Genomic DNA, 18,511 nt, shown 5'->3' with positions numbered 1-18,511 from the left:
TCGCACATGATCCGTAATTGTAGTTTTTATATACCTTTGTCTTTTCTAATAAGAATACAAAGATGAATAAGAAGCTCTTCGCCTTTTTACTATTTCTTGCCTGCATCCCAATCGTACAGGCTCAAAAGAGTTATTCTATAAAAGGGATCGTAAAAGAAACGGCCAGCGGCGAACCGATCCCTTATGCTACCGTACTGATCTGGAACACATCACAGGGGACGGCAACCGATTCTGTCGGAAACTTCGAGATCACTGGCGTTGCTCCCGGAAGCTACCGGCTTCAGGCCTCTTTCATCGGCTATAAACCGACCGTTACGGCAGAGTTCCGGGTGGCCAACAAGGATATCTATTTCCCGGTCGAACTTGAAACTTCCAGCGAAAGCCTGCAGGAAGTGAATATTGTAGCTTCCCCTTTCCGTAAAACGGCAGAAAGTCCGCTCGGCCTGCGTGTTATCGGTTTTAAGGAGATAGAAAAGAGTGCGGGGGGAAACCGGGATATTTCGCGTGTCGTACAATCGTTTCCCGGAGTGGCATCCACTGCTGCCTTCCGTAATGACCTGATGGTAAGAGGGGGCGGGCCGTCCGAAAACCGTTTCTTTCTGGATGGGGTCGAGATACCTAATATCAATCACTTCTCCACGCAAGGAGCTTCCGGGGGGCCGGTCGGCATCATCAATCCGGACTTTGTGCGCGAAGTAAACTTCTATTCCGCGGCTTTTCCTGCCGCCAAGGGCAATGCGCTCAGTTCTGTCCTCGACTTTAAGTTGCAGGACGGGAATAAAGAAAAGTTCTCCCTGCGGGGTACACTCGGAGCTTCCGATGTGGGCGTATCGGCTAATGGCCCGTTGGGGGATAAAACGACCTATCAGGTTTCCGTGCGCCGTTCGTATCTCCAGTTCCTGTTCGATATGATCGGTTTGCCTTTCCTTCCGACCTTTACAGATGCCCAGTTCAAGATCAAGCATGCCTTCGACAAGAAGAACGAACTGACCTTTCTCGGGCTCGGCGCGATAGACGACATGAAGCTGAATACCGGAATGAAGGATATGAGCGAAAAGAACCAGTATATCCTGGCTTATCTGCCGGTTGTCAAACAGAAAACCTATACGCTGGGGGCTGTGTATAAGCATTATACCGGTCGTAATATCTACTCGCTTATTGTCAGCCGCAGCCAGATGAACAATAAAAACATCAAGTATCGTGATAATGACGAGAGCTCACCGGCAAACCTCACGCTGAATTACCGTTCGGATGAAATAGAAAACAAGTTCCGCAGTGAGAATATCTTCCGCCTGCCTTATATCCAACTGCATGTGGGGGGAAATATCGATTATTCGGAATATACGAACAATACTTTCCAGAAACAATTCACCACGATACCGAAAGAGATCAACTACCAGACAGACCTGGGGATCTGGAAATGGGGATTATATGCTACCGCGATCTACGAAAGCGTGAACGAACGTTTCACCGCCTCACTGGGCCTGCGTACGGATGCCAACAATTATTCATCCCGAATGAATAATATGCTCGATCAGCTGTCGCCACGCCTTTCGCTATCTTACCGCCTGGTTGGAGACATGTATCTGAATGCCAATCTGGGACGTTACTACGAATTGCCTCCTTATACCGTCATGGGGTTCAAGGACGAGAAAGGCTATTATGTGAACAAAGCCAACGAACTGCAATACATCCGTAGCGACCAGGCCGGACTGGGACTGGAATACCGTCCGTCCTCTTACCTGAAATTCACTGCGGAAGGATTCTACAAGCACTATGATCATTACCCGATGTCGGTTATCGACAGTATTCCTCTGGCATCCAAAGGTACGGATTACGGCGTATTGGGAAATGAAGCCGTAACCGCCACTGCTACCGGACGTGCCTATGGGGTCGAATTGATGGGACGCTGGTATAATTACAAAGGTCTTACCTTCATCGCCTCCTATACCTATGTCCGCAGCGAATATAAAGATGGACGGAACACGGGGAAATACCTACCCTCCGCATGGGATAACAAACACCTGCTAACCTTCAGCGGCACCTATTCACTTCCTAAAAACTGGGATGTAGGAGCTAAGTTCAGGGTTGTAGGCGGTGCACCTTACACTCCCTATGACGTAGAAAAGAGTAGTTATGTAGAGGCATGGGATGCCAGCGGTAGTCTTTATTACGATTACAGCCGTTTCAATAGCGAACGTTTGAAAGCGTTCACCCAGCTGGACTTGCGTGTTGACAAAACGTTTTATCTGAAAAAGGTGATGCTCGGACTATATATCGACATACAGAACGTACTCAATTCGAAGTATAAAGAGCAGGATGTCTATATCAAAACAGGGAAAATACTGAACCCCGAAGCCCCTCGGGAGAAGCAACGGTATGAATTAAAACCGATAGAGCGCATGACCGGAACGCTATTACCCAGTATCGGCATCCTGATTGAAATATAATAGCCTTGATTTTCTTATGTTTTTATTAACCATAGTTCTGCAATAGATAGTAAATTATTCCTATTTTTGTAGCCGGGAAAAACAAATAATAATTTGCCTGGGGAAAATCAATGCACAAAGCAGTTCTAAATAATATTATATGCCACATACAAATCCTGCTCACACTTGTGTGTCTTGTATGTGCTACCCCGACACAAGCCGAAGAGGTTCATCCGATCCTCATTATCAGTTCGTATAATCCGGATACCCGAAATACAACCCAGAATATCTCCGAATTCATGGAAGAATATAAACGGTTGGGCGGAACTGCTCCCGTTATTATCGAGAACATGAACTGTAAGAGCTTGCCGGAAGCCCCCCTGTGGAAAAGCAAAATGAATGCTTTGCTCAATAAATACAAGAATGAAAATACCCCGGAGGTTGCCATCATTCTCGGACAAGAAGCCTGGTCTTCTTATTTATCGCAGGATGAGCCGGTTTTAAAAGGAATACCCATCTTATGCGGAATGGTGAGCAGCAATGCGGTTATCCTGCCTGATTCAAGTGAAGTGCTCTCCGAATGGGATCCTGAAAGCATCGATATAGAAAGGTATATCAGCCAGGGGCATTTCCTGTCGGGATTCTTATATACCTATGATGTTAACAAGAATATCCAACTGATTAAAGGCCTTTATCCCACCACCAAAAACATAGCCCTGGTGACAGACAACAGCTACGGAGGCATCGCTTTACAGGCTTTGGTGAAGAAAGAGATGAAAACATTCCCCGACCTGAATTTGATCTTGCTGGATGGCCGGAAAAATAATATCTACACCATCATCGAACAAATTAAGAAGCTGCCTAAAGAAACAGCTATCCTACTGGGTACCTGGCGTGTCGACGTGAATGACGGTTATTATGTAGGCAATGCCACCTATACCATGATGTCGAGTAACCCCACTCTACCGGCTTTTACCTTAACATCCACCGGACTGAGCCACTGGGCTATCGGCGGTTATATCCCTGAATACAGGCCGATCGGAAAAGACCTGGCTAAACAGGCTATCGATATACAGGCCGGTAAGATACAACAAAAGGATTTGCATGCAATCAATATTCCGAATGTCTATACTTTCGATGCCCAAAAACTGAAAGAATTTAACATCGATAAGAACATTTTGCCGACCAATTCCATCCTGATTAATACCGAAGGCAATCTGTTTATAAAATACAGATTCGAGATTCTGCTGATCGTAGCCTGTATCTTGCTGATCTTCCTTTTAATGATCCTGTTGTTCCTGTTTAGAACCAACAGGCTGAAAGACATGCTAATGAACTCATTGGAACAGCAAAAAATCGTTGAGAGCGAGCTGCGCGTGGCTAAAGAGAAAGCGGAAGAGTCCGATCACCTGAAATCGGCCTTCCTGGCTAATATGAGCCATGAAATCCGTACCCCGCTCAATGCGATCGTCGGTTTCTCCGGATTACTGGCAATGGCAGAGAATTATGAAGAACGTGACGAATACATCAATATCATCAACAATAACAATGAGTTACTGTTACAGCTGATCAACGATATTCTGGACTTGTCGAAGATCGAGGCCAATACGCTTGAGTTTGTCTATTCCGATATCGATATCAACCAGTTGTTATGCGACATCGAACAAACCTCACGGCTGAAAGCGGCTGACGGCGTACAGGTTTCATTCGTTGAAAAACTTCCTCACTGTATTATCAGGACGGATAAGAACCGCCTGTCGCAGGTAGTAACCAACTTTATTAATAACGCAATTAAGTTTACGAAAGAAGGCAGCATATACTTCGGTTACAAACACAAAGAGAACAATCTATATTTTTACGTATCAGACACCGGATGCGGCATAGATAAAGACGTAAAAGACAGTGTATTCCAACGCTTCGTCAAACTGGATAGCTTTGCACAGGGAACCGGCTTAGGCTTGTCTATCTGCCAGATGATCGTACATAAATTAGGCGGGGAGATCGGAGTGGATTCCGAACTGGGACAAGGATCTACTTTCTGGTTCACACTGCCTGACACCGTTATTGAAGAGTCTCATATATCTGTTGCCGAAACGAATAAAACAGAGGTAAGCACAGAAAGCCCGACCGATAATAAAACCGCTACTTTGCTGATCGCCGAAGACAATGAAAGCAACTATACTTTAATCAAAGCGATCCTGAAAGATTACAACCTGCTACATGCCTGGAATGGGCAGGAAGCTATTGATTTATATCGAAAATATCATCCGGATATGATCCTGATGGACTTGAAGATGCCAATCATGGACGGCTATCAGGCAACAGAGGAAATACGTAAGGACAATACGATAATCCCGATCATAGCCGTTACCGCTTTCGCTTTTGCCGAAGATGAACAGCGGGTCAGCCAAAGCGGATTCAACGGATATGTAGCGAAGCCTATCAAACCGAACAATCTGAAAAAGAAGATTGTAGATCTTTTGTAACAGCAGTTTACAAAGCACGTGTTCCGGGAAACAGCATCGTGAATACGGTACCTTTTTCCATTTCGGAAGTAACCGTGATATTACCACCGTGACGATTCATAATCTGGCGGCATACACTGAGCCCGATCCCCGACCCTCCCGGCTTGGTGGTGAAGAACGGGACAAACACTTTATCCAACGCTTCCGGCACGATCCCGCTACCGTTGTCCGATATGGTTATAACCGGTATTCCGTCCTTTCTGAAAGCCTCTACACGTACTTCGGGAGAAGGGCTGTCGCCACAGGCTTCTACCGCATTCTTCAACAGGTTGATAAGTACCTGCTCTATCATACCCCGGTCTGCATATAATCTCAATTCGGACGGTTTAATAGAATAAATGAAATGGATGCCATTCACCGGTACCAGCTTTTGCAGGTCGTCAAACAAGGCCGACACAGGGAATATTTGCATGGTCGGCGCCGGGATACGGGTTAGTTTCCGGTAGTTCTCAACAAAGTCGAGCAAGCCCTTGCTACGACGGTGGATCGTTTGTATGGCTTGCAGCATGATTCCATAATCGCGCTCGTTCATTCCGTTCGATTCGGCCCGTTCCGTAACCGTCTCCGACAAAGAAATGATCGGAGCGATAGAATTCATTATCTCATGGGTTAGTACCCGGATCAGTTTCTGCCAGGCTTCCGTTTCCGCTTCGGCCACAACAGAATTATAAAGCCGTGAGCGGAAAGCGTTTAAAGCCTCATTCATAGAACGGGTGAGCTGTGCCTCCGCTCCACCCGATGAAGGTACCGGAAAAGACAAATTCAGGTCGCCATAATGGATATTAGCGATCAGATGCTCCATCCGGCGGATTGTTTTCTGCTGATCCCAATACAAAGAACAAGCCAGTACGATCAGGATCGCCGCCACCATAACCGTTGTGAAATACAGGCCTTTCAGCAGCAGGAAAGCTATTGCCAGTGACAACAGCACGATCAGAATAATCTTTATCAGGATCACATACCGTTTCATAGGCCCAGCTTATCGAGTTTCCGGTACAAGGCAAAACGGGTAATCCCCAATAGTTCAGCGGCACGGGTCACATTCCCGTCGGCACGGCGCAAAGCTCGTTCAATGGCTTCTTTCTCCAGGATACTCAGGTTGAGTTCTTCCGTCTCGATCTTCTTCCTGGCGGCAGACGGTTGAAGCATGAAATTCTCCGGTTTCAGCATTTGCCCGTCAGACAGGATGACGGCACGTTCTATGGCATGCTGCAACTCGCGCACATTACCGGGCCAGTCATAATTCTGCAATTTAGTACGGGCGTCACGGCTCAGGCCTTTGATCTCCTTCTTATACTTACGGGCATAACGGGTCAGAAAATAATCGGCCAGCAACTGGATATCGTTCCCCCTTTCACGCAGAGGCGGGATATGCAGTTCGATCGTATTGATACGGTAAAGCAAGTCCTGACGGAAAGTCCCTTCCTCTACCATACTCCGTATATTCATATTAGTTGCACATATCAGGCGCACATCGATAGAGACGGGACGGGTAGCTCCCAGACGGGTAATCTGTTGTTTTTCTATCGCGGTAAGCAATTTGGCCTGCATAGGCATACTCAGGTTTCCGATCTCATCCAGAAAGAGGGTTCCGCCCGTTGCCACTTCCATCCGTCCGGGCTTATCCCGGCGTGCATCCGTGAAAGCTCCTTTCTCATAACCGAAAAGCTCGCTTTCGAAGAGCTGTTCGGGAATACTTCCCAGATCGATCCCCACAAAAACCTGTCCGGCACGTGGCGAATGATGGTATAGAGCACGGGCAACCAGATCCTTTCCCGTTCCGTTCTCTCCCAAAATCAGGATATTGGCATCCGTATGGCGCAGCTTTTCTACAGTAGAGAAGATTTCCTGCATAGCATTACTTTCACCTATAATTTCAAAACCGCCTTCTTCTGCCGTTTCCAAAGCAGCGACCTGCCGTTTCAGGGTACGGACTTCCGTACGGCTTTCCCGAAGTTTCAGTGCGGCAGACAAAGTGGCCAGCAACTTCTCCTTCTCCCAGGGCTTTGGAATAAAATCGGTAGCACCGGCTTTAATGGCACGGACTGCCTTTTCGGTATCGGCATACGCAGTGATGAAAAGGACAACGGCATCAGGGTCTGCCTTTTTTATCTTTTCAAGCCAGAAAAAACCTTCCTGCCCGCTGATAGCATCCCGGCGAAAGTTCATATCGAGCAAGATCACATCCGGTGAGTAGCTTTCCATAAAATGCTCGATCCGTTCGGGTTGTGTGGTTACACGGATCTGTTCTACATACGGCTCCAACAGTAAGTTCAGGGCAAAGAGGACATCCTCATTGTCATCGATGATCAGTATTTTTCCCTGTTTCATATTTCGTTCTTTATTCATTCGCCATCCAGCAAAGTGTTTTATATCGGGGTTAAAGATAAGCATTAATACGACAAGAAGGATGTGCGGATGCGAACGTTTTTCGTGCGATATTGCACACGCTTCAGAGTATAAATTAATCAGAATAAATCGGTTATAAAATAATCACAAACCGGATTTATCATTATATTTGTACAACTAACAATTAATCACTTAAACTCTCATTATGAAAAGAAATCATTTTATCATTCCCTGCCTGCTGACACTCATTACAGTGTTCGGCTTCCTGCAACCGGAACAGGCCACCGGAACAGGCTCAGACAAAGAGACACCTTCGATCACGGCACCACCCACCGCATTGAAGCTCGACCCCTTCTACAAGAAATACATGAATGTAAACGGCATCCATGTCGTCAGTTCGTGGCGCGTACCGGATTCCTGCTTCTATGCCGCCTATGTGAGTATCAAAGCGTTAACCGATGTATTGCCTAAGGAAGTGCTCGAGTCGCTAACCAACCGGAATACCCGTATTGGTATCATGGCACGCTACGAAGGGACTACCGATATTCCCGAACATGCCTTTCTGGTGAATGATACGACTCTCAACTGGGATGTAAGAGCCAGGGGATTGGGCGGTACGATCGAAATGCCTTTCTCCACCTCTGCAGAAGAGAATATTCTCGCCTATCAGATCGATAAATATCATGCCGAGGATATTCTGATCCATGAATTTGCACACACAATCCATAACGTAGGCATAAGCCCTGTCTATCCTACCTTCAATAAAGAATTACAGGCTGCCCTCGACGAGGCTGTAGCCAAAGGACGTTGGAAAAATGTGTATGCTTCGACAAATATAGAAGAATACTGGGCGGAAGGTGTGCAGAACTGGTTTAATGTAAATGCTGAAGTCGATAACGACGAGGGAGACGGAAAGCATAATAAGATCAACACCCGCGAAGAACTTAAACGGTATGATCCGGGATTATACAATATCCTGGCACGCTTCTTTCCGGAAGTAAAGGAGCAGGTTAGCCGTCATAAGAAAGTAAACTTATATAACTGGCAGGAGAAACCCTGACCGCATCAGCTGTGCGTCTACGCACATTCTTTGTGCGCTGACGCACTGGGCTATTCTACCGTACGCGTCCTTAACCACTAGCTATCAGATGTTTAAAAATGTGGCATGTTATTTGTTTTTAAGAAAGCATGACACATACAAGAACATACATAATATCCGTTATCCTTGCCCTGCTGACCATCGGTTCGGCTTATCCGCAGGATACATTACGTCTCACGTTGTCCGAAACCATTCACATGGCTCAGGAGCAATCGCCCCAGGCAATCGCTGCCCGCCATTCATTCAGGGCGGCTTACTGGAACTGGCGTACTTTCCGGGCACAACAGTTACCCAGTCTGACATTCACCTCCACTCCTTCGCTGAACCGGTCGATCAGTTCGGTCACCCTGCCGGACGGAGGAGAAAGTTTCGTACACCGTAATCAGTTGATGGTGGATGCAGGATTTACGATCGACCAGAACGTCTCTTTAACGGGTGGTACCCTTTTCGTAAAAACGGCCTTGCAGCGACTGGATCTTTTTTCAGAGAAGACAAGCTCCTATAACAGCACCCCCGTCGTGATCGGTTACGAACAGAACCTGTTCGGATACAACCAATTCAAATGGGATCGTAAAATCGAACCGATCCGTTACACCGAGTCGAAAAAGAACCTGACGGAAACGCTTGAACTGGTTGCCGCACAAGCTACTTACCAGTTCTTCCAGCTAGCCACGGCACAGACAAACTGGGAGATCGCACAATATAATTATTCCAATGCCGATACACTCTATCAATACGCGCAAGGCCGCTACAATATAGGTACCATCACCGAAAACGAAATGCTGCAACTGGAGTTGAACCTGCTGACGGAACAGACCAACAAGATGAATGCCCGTATCGAAATGGACAACTGCATCCAGGCATTACGAAGCTATCTGGGTATCAACAATTCATCCGAGCTACAGGTGATCATCGGCGAGAATATACCTCATTTTGAAGTAAAGGTAGACCAAGCCCTCCAACTGGCTTACGAAAACAATCCCGAGCCGGAATCACTTCAGCGTCAACGTCTCGAAAGCGAATACAAAGTGGCCGTAGCCAAAGCGTCACGCGGATTTAAAGCCGACCTGTATATGCAATTCGGGTTAACCCAAACGAACGAGAAACTGAAGGAGGCCTACCGTAGCCCTCTGGATCAGCAATTAGTCAGTATCGGCATCCGCATCCCTATCCTTGACTGGGGAGTCGGAAAAGGGCAAGTCAAAGTGGCTCTCAGCAACCGCGACAAAGTATATACCGACGTGGAACAGGCACGCAACGACTTCGAGTTAAATGTGATCAAGATGGTCAAACAGTTCAACCTGCAAGCCGATAAAGTAGCCATTGCACAAAAGACCGACCAGACAGCCCAGCGCAGGAACGATGTTGCACAGAAGCTATACCTCCTGGGTAAGTCCACCATCCTCGACCTCAACGCCTCCATCACCGAGAAAGACCGGGCACGCAGGGATTATATCAATGCCTTATATAATTACTGGAACCTGTATTACGGACTCCGCAGCATGACCGGTTACGATTTCGAGCAAGGCCGTGAACTGACATTCAATTACGAACAATTAATGAAATAAGATAATGGATAAACCTATTGAAAAGAAACCCGTATATTACCGTTACCGCTGGCACATCGCCGGAGGGGTAGCCTTTATCATCCTTTTAGTCTACGTCTCGATCGTTGCTTCCGGCGGCCGAAAATTACGCACCGAAGCCGAAAACCTGATCATCGGCGAAGCGACAGCCGATAAGTTTCTGGAATACGTAGATGTGGAAGGTGTAGTTCAACCGATCCTGACCATCAAGATCAATACCCGTGAAGCAGGTAGCGTCGACCGTATCGTAGCCGAAGAAGGCACTATGATGCAAAAAGGCGATACGATCCTGACCCTGTCGAACCCGGATCTGATACGTACCATCGACGACCAGCGCGACGAATGGGAGAAGCAACTGATCTCTTATCAGGAAAAAGAGATTGAGATGGAACAGAAGAGCCTCGACCTTCAGAAACAGACGTTACAGACGACATATGAACTGAACCGCCTGAAAAAGAGCTTTGCCCTCGACGAAGAAGAATTCCGTATGGGTGTGAAAAGCAAAGCCCAACTGGAAGTGCAGCGCGACGAGTTTGTCTATAAAACCCAGAGCACGGCCCTGCAACTGGAAGGCCTGCGCCACGACAGTGCCGCTACGATCCTCCGCAGCGAACTGATGAAGAACGACTTGGAACGCGAACGGAAAAAGTATGCCCGTGCACAGGAGCGTATGGATAACCTGATCGTACGCGCCCCACTGGCCGGCCAGCTCAGTTTTGTGAAGGTTACCCCCGGGCAGCAGGTACAGAGCACCGAAGCGATCGCCGAGATCAAAGTGCTGGATCAATTCAAAATACATACCTCGCTAAGCGAATATTATATCGACCGGATCACCACAGGGCTTCCCGCCACCATCAGCTGGCAGGGAAAGAAATATCCCCTGCGGATCACCAAAGTCGTTCCGGAAGTAAAAGACCGCAACTTCGATGTCGACCTCGTTTTCACCGACGAGTCTCCCGAGAATGTACGTATCGGAAAGAGTTTCCGCGTGCAGGTCGAACTCGGACAGCCGGAAGAAGCCCTGGTCATCCCACGCGGCGATTTCTTCCAGACTACCGGAGGACAATGGATATATAAACTGAACGAAGCCGGAACGAAAGCCCGGAAAGTAAACATCAGCATCGGCCGCCAGAATCCGCAGCAATATGAAATTACAGGCGGTTTACAGCCGGGCGATAAGGTTATTGTCACCGGATATAGTACTTTTGGAGATGCGGAAGAGCTGATACTTAAATAAGGAATAAGAAAACAGATACCATGAAAATATTATTACTTGCTATCCGGTCGTTATCACGTTTCCGACTGTACACCGCTATCAATATAATAGGCCTGGCCATGAGCCTGGCCTGCGTGATGACCATATCCCGACATGTGTACAGGGAACTGACTGTAGACCATTTCAATAAAAATTTGGATCGGTTATGCCTGGTCACACAGCATTTTGAACAAGAAACAATGCCTCGTTTTTATTACAATTTCAATCCCGGAACAGGCATGGGTGATTCCCGCTTGATAAACAATCCGTCTGTTGAGAAAGTAGCCCCTTTCTCTTCTTTTACAGAAGACTATATAACAGTTAATGATGTAAAATACAATGCGCGAATCCTGGTTGCCGATACTGCTTTTTTACAGATTCTGGATTATCCGGTTATATCCGACAATAAACAAATTCCACTACAGGATCCGCAAAGTGCAGTTATTACACGGAAGTTTGCCCGAAAGCTGTTCGGAACAGACAAAGATATAGTAGGAAAAAGCATACAACACTCTATCGGTAAAACAATTACGATCACCACAGTAATCGACGACCCTGTCGATAAAAGTTCCATTCAGTTCGACCTCCTCGTTTCCTGGCAATTGCAAGAAAAATGGGGACGTGCTTTTGAAGCTATCGTATTATTGGCTCCCGGCACTGATATTGATAAACTGAATAAAGAATTTATCAGTAACATAAAAGAAGGAAGTAAGGAAACACCTAACCAACTGCTTCCCCTCGGCAAATTGTACTTTGACAAAACTGTCAACACGTTCGATGACACTTTTCTACGGGGAAACAAAAGCAATATCCTGGTTCTCTCCGGTGTCGCTTTTCTTATTTTGCTTGTAGGCATCTTCAACTTCATCAATATCTATACTGTCCTGATGCTGAAACGGGCACGCGAGTTAGGGATGAAAAAAGTATTTGGTGCCAGAGCTTTACAAATGCTGATGCAACTCGTTGGTGAAAACATAGTAATGATAGGCTGTGCCCTCTTTATCGCCTGGATATTAATTGAGATTAGCGGAGGAGCCATTGAATCGACCCTGGGTATCTCGCAAGTAAACAGTCTGACATTTGACTTTTTACTTTCAATGGGTATTCTCTTCCTGCTACCAGCCATCACCTCCGTGTATCCTTTTATCAGATATAATTACACGCCACCTATAACTTCACTTCGCTCGGTAAATCACAGTGGTAACTCTGTGGTCTCACGTTCTGTTTTTATTGCATTTCAATATATTATCACCTGCTGCCTGATAATCGTATCTTTGTTCTTTATGAAACAACTCCATTTTATGCTGAATGCAGATCTGGGATATAAAACAAAAGACATTATAAAAGCTCAGTTTATCAAACATCCTAGCAATGTATGGAGCATGTCGGATGAAGACCGTATAAAATACTTCAATAATATTAACCGGCTAGATGGCGAGATAAAACAGAAAATGGATGCCAGTCCCCTTTTTATTAATTGGGTATATGGAGATAGCCCCCACACGATACAGGAAGGCGGTATTCGTTTGAAAACAGCGGACGGAGAATATAAAGAAGTTTGCTCTGCCTATATGTCTGCACAAAATATACAGATGTACGGCTTAGCATTAAAAGAAGGGCGATTTTGGAACGATTCCATTGATAATACATATGGTTACCAGTTCATTATTAACGAGACAGCACAAAGATTATTTGGTATAACCGATATAGAAACAGTACAATTACAGCCGGATAGCCGTTTGTGGCTTACCAGCCGGGAGAATATGGAAACAAATCCTCCTTATCAGGTTATCGGTGTGGTAAAGGATTTCAAGTTCACGCACTTGTCCAAGCCCACCGCCCCGTTGGTTATTTCCAACTCCGGAAGTTATAACAGTCAAAAATTAATGGCTACCATCGTTCCCGGAAAAAAACAGGAAGCAATTACCTTTCTGAAGAAACTCCACAACGACACCGTAGGCGGTGAGTTTGAATATTCATTTGTTGAAGACGAAGTTGGTGCTCTTTATAAAGATGATAAAAAGGCTGCTTATATCTATTCCATATTCACAATCATAGCTATTCTAATCTCTTCATTAGGTTTGTTCAGTTTGTCTCTGTTTGATGTTCAGCAGCGATATCGAGAGATTGCCATTCGTAAGGTAAACGGGGCTACAACCAATGTTGTCATGCAAATGATGTTACGCAAATATTTCAAATTACTGGCATTAGCATTTATGATATCCATTCCGATCTCACTGCTGGCTATTTTCAAATACCTGGAAAACTTTGCCAACAAAGCTCCTGTCTCCTGGTGGATCTTTGCTGCCGCTTTGATCGTTACGGCCGGAATATCCCTGGCTACACTGATCTGGCAGATACATAAAGCGGCACAGACTAATCCGGCGGAAGCCATGAATGCGGAATAAACAAATACAACATATCCATGAAGATCATCCTGCTTGCCATACGTTCACTGGTACGTTTCCGGTTATACACGATTATTAATATTCTCGGTCTGGCCTTGAGTCTGGCCTGCGTCATCATCATCAGCCGGTATGTGTACAGTGAGGCAACGACCGATCATTTCAATAAAAAACATGAGCAACTGTACCTGAGTCTACGCCATCGGGGAAACGGCGAACTGCCACCTGTCCTGTGTACTACGGATAATGTACTCCTGAAGAAAAACTATATTAATCCGCTGGATATTCCGGAAATAGAGAAAAGGACATCCTTTGTTTCCCTCAGCGATGTAGAGATCAATATTGACGAGAAGAAATTTAATGCACACGTATTAGCTACAGATACTCTTTTCCTGCAACTGCTAGACTATTCGGTATTGGAAGGAGATCGTGCCCGCTTACTGGCCGACCCTAAAGAGGCGGTTATCACCAGCAGGTTCGCACAGAAGTTGTTCGGCAAAGAGAACCCGGTCGGCAAGAATATTGAGTATAACGGAAATATCCTGACGATCAAAGGGATCACGGGAAAGACGGTAACGCAAAGTTCTCTCAACTTCGACCTGCTGATATCAAAAGAGTTGCAATGGCGGTGGCCTCCCGTAAACTACTACACGATCGCTCAAGCTTTTCCCGGTATCAGTGCCACCCGGATCAATGACAGACTTAAAGCAAACCATAACGCGGACGATACCGATAATTTTCTTTTCCAGGTTATCCCGTTGGATAAGCTTTATATGGACAAGGCTGTTGACAAAGGGCAAAATACGTTCCGTCAAGGCAATGCAGACAGTCTGAAGATCCTATCGTTCGTTGCCATCTTACTGTTGTTGATCGGGGTATTTAACTTTATCCATATCAGTTCGGTCGTTATCATCAAACGCAGCCGGGAACTAGGGATGAAGAAGGTATTCGGAGCCAGGCCTGTACAACTGTTCATCCAGTTGTATGCCGAGAATCTGGTATTAACGGCAGCTTCACTCTTTCTCAGCTGGATGATTATCGAGATCACCAACCCGATGCAGATAAACCTGCTCGGTATTTCGACGGTTGTCGGATCGTCTTTTAATACGATATTATCCCTGGGGCTTCTGATTGGATTACCATTGGTCATTACTATATATCCTTTTTTCAATTATAGCTTCCGGCAGACAATCCGTTCACTGCAAGGCGCTGTTCCGGAGAAGAACAAGATGGGAACCCGCTCCGTCTTTTTAATCATCCAGTATGGTATTACCTGCTGCCTGATCATTTCTTCCCTGTTTTTTATGAAGCAGCTTCACTTCATGCTGAATGCCGATCTGGGATACCGGACAAAGGATATTATAAAAGTATGGTTCATGCGCCCTTCCTCTCAAATGAGTTATGGAGAGGAAGACCGGAAGCGGTCTGATGAGATTTCGTTCAAGGTGCAGAATGCCATCAAAGCGTCTCCTTTATTTCAGTCGTTTACCTATGGACTGAGTCCATACGAAATACCGAACGATCAACTCAATAAGCAGAATATGCGCATTCCCGGAGGAGAATGGCAGGAAGTATTTCATGTAAAGGTTTACAACAGTTTCTTCGATGTATATGAGATAGCTGTATCAAAAGACAAACTTCCGGAGAGCGAACACGAGATACTGATGAACGAAACAGCTAGAAAGCTCTTCAGTAAAGGAGGTCAGTCCCCTACGGAACTGGAAATGGAATCATATAATGGAATCCACTCATATCTGGTAAAGGGCTTCACGCCTGAATTCCAGGTCGTGCATCTCTCACAACGCAACCAACCGGTCATCATCACTTCCAAAGATGTAAAAGATGAAATGTTCTGGCCCGGAAAGTTAATGGCTTCTATTGTTCCCGGGCATCGGCAGGAGGCTATCCAATTCCTGAAAGAGTTTCATACCGGTACTGTCGGAGGAGAATTTGAATACACTTTTGTGGAAGACGAGATCAGTGCCATGTATGAGAAAGATCGGCTGGTCGCACGGATCTATTCCGTCTTTGCCCTGATCGCGATCCTGATCTCTTCGATGGGGCTCTTCAGCCTGTCGCTGTTCGATATCCAGCAACGGTATAAGGAGATAGCGATCCGTAAGATAAACGGGGCGACCACCTCCATGATCACCAGGCTGTTGCTGCGTAAGTATTGCCAGTTGTTGCTGGTCTCTTTTGTGATAGCCACTCCGTTATCCTGGCTCGCTATCCGGCATTACCTGAAAGATTTCTCTCATCAGACAGCTATATCCTGGTGGCTGTTCGCCATTGCAGCCATCCTGACTGGGGGGATTGCGCTTATCACAGTTATCTGGCAAATACGCAAAGCAGCCGGAACAAATCCGGCACAGGCTGTTAAAACAGAATAGGCGATCAGTGCGATAATGAACACATTACGTGCGAATACACACGGAGCGGCGGACGAAATTATCTCATAACAACAACTATATCAACAATTTACCCATTTGGCATACATTTTGCTTTTTATTTAGTAAACTTGTAACAAATATCAGTATAAGAATGAGTATGCTACGACACTATTTCAAATTAGCTATCCGCAACCTGTTAAAATATAAATCGCAATCTGTTATTAGCATTGTCGGACTGGCGGTGGGTTTTACCTGTTTTGCATTGGCTACTCTGTGGATACGGTATGAACAGACTTACGACACGTTCCATGACGGAGCCGACCGTATCTATGTGGTTCGGATAGCATCAGAAATGTATAACGACGGCATATCACAGATCACTCCCTATCCGCTGGCGGCTTTTATGAAAGAGACATTTCCGGAAATAGAGACAGCCTGCAATATGCAGGCTTGGAATTGCCAGTTCAAATACAAGGAAGTAGAATATAGTTCATTTGAAATAGGGGTCGACTCGGCTACAATGGAAATGTTCCGGTTCGATGTAATAAGCGGTAACCATAACTTCATGCTTCCTGACAATGAAGAAATAGCCATTACCGACCAGCTGGCTGCACAATTGTTCGGGAAGGAAGATCCGATCGGCAAGGAGATCGATATTTACGGAAAAAGAAAAATATGTGCCATCGTAAAACCCTGGGATATACACAGCAATATGCCTTTTGAAATCCTCGCGTCGAACAGGTACGAAAAAGAATGGAATATGTCCTCCTGGCAAACATTCATCAAAATAAGAAAAGGTGTCGATATAGAGACCTTCCGGAAGAAGCTGAAAGAGTTTAAGGCAGATAAGGATCCCTCTTTCGTAATCAGTAAAACGGAACTGACCCCGATCACAGCCATGCGCTACGACCGTCCTAGCCGGGAAGTAACAGTGAAATACGAACATATTCTACTGTTTGCCTCAGCCGGAGGACTGGTTATCCTTTGCGCTTTATTCAATTATCTGACCCTGTTTATCACCCGGATACGAATGCGTAACCAGGAAATAGCACTTCGCAAAGTATGCGGTTCATCCGACAGTAACCAACTGGTTCTGTTTGCCGTCGAGTATATGCTGACGCTGGTTCTGGCCTTATTCACCGGCCTGATCCTGATAGAGCTTGCCTTGCCTACGTTTAAAGAGTTATCCGATATCAAACTGGACAATACCGCTATCTATCTGGAGGCAGTTAAATACTCGGGAATCATCGTCATCCTTTCGTTCCTGTTGTCTTTATATCCGATCTACTATTTCAGACGCCAGACTTTAAATGCTATGCTGAAAGGCTCTGCGGGAAACAGGAATAAAAACACATTCCAGAAAATAAGTATGGCTGCACAATTCATCATCAGTATCTGTTTTATCTTTTGTGCTGTCATACTGATGAAGCAAATACATTTCCTGAACCGGGCTGATTATGGGTTGGAACGAACCAACCGGGCGAATGTCAATGTCTACCCGAATATCGATGGACTAAAAGAGGAGATCAGTAAGATCCCGTTCGTCACGGAAATATTTCCGGAGAAACTCCCTCCCCTTTTCCCCCGCTATGCACGCTCTTTCCGAAGCCTGAACGAATGGGAAGGACGTCAGGACTCTACCGCATCCGTACAATTTGAGACGATAGACTGTAATGAAGAATATTTAAAATTTTACGGGCTACAGCTTGTTGAAGGGACATTCCCGGCTAACAGTTCCGGCAAGCAGGTATTGATAAACCAGGCCGGGGTAAAAGCCATGAAGATGGATCATCCCGTCGGAAAAACAATGCTGAAAGGAGAAAGTCAGCTGGTCATTGCAGGAGTGGTTAAAGACTTCTATATCGCTCCACCTACCATACCCGCCAAACCGGTTATGCTGGAAACGACCAAAGAGTTCAATTCCAATTATGATGAAGGTATCCTCTTCAAATATCAGGAAGGAAGCTGGCCCGAATGCAAGCAACGGATAGAGCAACTGGTGAAAAAAATGAACCCGGATATCCGAAATTGCTCTATCGTAAATATGGAAGAAGAGTACGCCAAGTTCCTGAAATCAGAGAATGCCTTGTTGCTGATGCTGGATTTTGTTACGCTGGTCTGCGTACTGATCTCTTTGTTCGGTGTCTTCTCGCTTGTCACGCTCGATTGCGAACAACGCCGGAAAGAGATCGCTATCCGGAAGGTAAACGGAACTACGACACGTCATATCATGTACAAATTCTTTATGAAATATATGTTGTTGCTGCTCACCGCTACTGCCGTCGCATTCCCGGTCGGTTATCTGATAATGAAACCCTGGGTAGAGAACTATGTGATTCAGACAAGTTTCGACTGGTGGATATATCCGGCTATATTGCTTTCACTGGCAACCCTTATCTCTTTGTGTACAAGCTGGCGTATATGGAAGGCTTCCAACCAGAATCCGGCAGAAACAATTAAATCAGAATAAACG

10 protein-coding genes are annotated in these 18,511 nt (G+C 45.8%); 8 read left to right on the top strand and 2 right to left on the bottom strand.

Translation table 11 applies throughout. The features are described 5' to 3' along the window. Nucleotides 1–62: 62 nt before the first annotated feature. Together HMPREF1536_RS12350 and HMPREF1536_RS12345 are read left to right on the top strand one after the other, a co-directional pair. Nucleotides 63–2,450: a TonB-dependent receptor gene (locus HMPREF1536_RS12350; RefSeq protein ID WP_028729894.1), complete on the top strand. Its 2,388-nt coding sequence runs from the start codon at nt 63–65 to the stop codon at nt 2,448–2,450. A 110-nt stretch (nt 2,451–2,560) separates the two neighbouring features. Next, the gene (locus HMPREF1536_RS12345) at nt 2,561–4,915 is read left to right on the top strand and encodes an ATP-binding protein (protein ID WP_028729895.1); all 2,355 of its coding nucleotides are present in this window, start codon (nt 2,561–2,563) and stop codon (nt 4,913–4,915) included. 7 nt (nt 4,916–4,922) lie between these two features. On the opposite strand, the gene HMPREF1536_RS12340 is transcribed toward HMPREF1536_RS12345, so the two are convergent. Both HMPREF1536_RS12340 and HMPREF1536_RS12335 read right to left on the bottom strand, forming a co-directional pair. Continuing rightward, complete coding sequence (locus HMPREF1536_RS12340; protein ID WP_028729896.1) at nt 4,923–5,924, bottom strand: sensor histidine kinase; 1,002 nt, start codon at nt 5,922–5,924, stop codon at nt 4,923–4,925. Next, nucleotides 5,921–7,285, bottom strand: a complete 1,365-nt coding sequence (locus tag HMPREF1536_RS12335) for a sigma-54-dependent transcriptional regulator (protein ID WP_028729897.1) — start codon at nt 7,283–7,285, stop codon at nt 5,921–5,923. Before HMPREF1536_RS12335 ends, HMPREF1536_RS12340 begins: the two co-directional genes overlap by 4 nt. 223 nt (nt 7,286–7,508) lie before the next feature. Between HMPREF1536_RS12335 and HMPREF1536_RS12330 the strand changes: the two genes are divergently transcribed. The 6 genes from HMPREF1536_RS12330 to HMPREF1536_RS12305 all read left to right on the top strand — a co-directional run bounded on the left by HMPREF1536_RS12330 (nt 7,509) and on the right by HMPREF1536_RS12305 (nt 18,508). Next, nucleotides 7,509–8,363 (top strand): hypothetical protein, encoded by an 855-nt coding sequence (locus HMPREF1536_RS12330; protein WP_028729898.1) that lies wholly within the window; start codon nt 7,509–7,511, stop codon nt 8,361–8,363. A 128-nt stretch (nt 8,364–8,491) separates the two neighbouring features. Continuing rightward, nucleotides 8,492–9,970, top strand: coding sequence for a TolC family protein (locus tag HMPREF1536_RS12325; protein WP_028729899.1), 1,479 nt, complete (start codon nt 8,492–8,494; stop codon nt 9,968–9,970). A 4-nt stretch (nt 9,971–9,974) separates the two neighbouring features. Continuing rightward, nucleotides 9,975–11,225 (top strand): efflux RND transporter periplasmic adaptor subunit, encoded by a 1,251-nt coding sequence (locus tag HMPREF1536_RS12320; protein ID WP_028729900.1) that lies wholly within the window; start codon nt 9,975–9,977, stop codon nt 11,223–11,225. A 20-nt stretch (nt 11,226–11,245) separates the two neighbouring features. Beyond that, nucleotides 11,246–13,651, top strand: a complete 2,406-nt coding sequence (locus HMPREF1536_RS12315) for an ABC transporter permease (protein WP_028729901.1) — start codon at nt 11,246–11,248, stop codon at nt 13,649–13,651. A 17-nt stretch (nt 13,652–13,668) separates the two neighbouring features. After that, on the top strand, nt 13,669–16,038 hold the full coding sequence (locus HMPREF1536_RS12310) for an ABC transporter permease (protein WP_028729902.1): 2,370 nt from the start codon (nt 13,669–13,671) through the stop codon (nt 16,036–16,038). Between the two features lie 151 nt (nt 16,039–16,189). After that, entirely contained in the window at nt 16,190–18,508 is a 2,319-nt protein-coding gene (locus tag HMPREF1536_RS12305) for an ABC transporter permease (RefSeq protein WP_181988977.1), read from the top strand. The last annotated feature ends 3 nt before the right edge of the window (nt 18,509–18,511 follow it).

The organism is Parabacteroides gordonii MS-1 = DSM 23371 (assembly GCF_000969825.1).
Classification (GTDB): domain Bacteria; phylum Bacteroidota; class Bacteroidia; order Bacteroidales; family Tannerellaceae; genus Parabacteroides; species Parabacteroides gordonii.
This window is presented reverse-complemented; position numbering and strand designations above follow the sequence as displayed.

Coding starts and splice junctions, on each gene's coding strand:
- HMPREF1536_RS12335 (WP_028729897.1), bottom strand. CDS start 7,285: ATGAAACAGGGAAAAATACTGATCATCGATGACAATGAGGATGTCCTC.
- HMPREF1536_RS12350 (WP_028729894.1), top strand. CDS start 63: ATGAATAAGAAGCTCTTCGCCTTTTTACTATTTCTTGCCTGCATCCCA.
- HMPREF1536_RS12340 (WP_028729896.1), bottom strand. CDS start 5,924: ATGAAACGGTATGTGATCCTGATAAAGATTATTCTGATCGTGCTGTTG.
- HMPREF1536_RS12320 (WP_028729900.1), top strand. CDS start 9,975: ATGGATAAACCTATTGAAAAGAAACCCGTATATTACCGTTACCGCTGG.
- HMPREF1536_RS12315 (WP_028729901.1), top strand. CDS start 11,246: ATGAAAATATTATTACTTGCTATCCGGTCGTTATCACGTTTCCGACTG.
- HMPREF1536_RS12310 (WP_028729902.1), top strand. CDS start 13,669: ATGAAGATCATCCTGCTTGCCATACGTTCACTGGTACGTTTCCGGTTA.
- HMPREF1536_RS12330 (WP_028729898.1), top strand. CDS start 7,509: ATGAAAAGAAATCATTTTATCATTCCCTGCCTGCTGACACTCATTACA.
- HMPREF1536_RS12325 (WP_028729899.1), top strand. CDS start 8,492: ATGACACATACAAGAACATACATAATATCCGTTATCCTTGCCCTGCTG.
- HMPREF1536_RS12305 (WP_181988977.1), top strand. CDS start 16,190: ATGAGTATGCTACGACACTATTTCAAATTAGCTATCCGCAACCTGTTA.
- HMPREF1536_RS12345 (WP_028729895.1), top strand. CDS start 2,561: ATGCACAAAGCAGTTCTAAATAATATTATATGCCACATACAAATCCTG.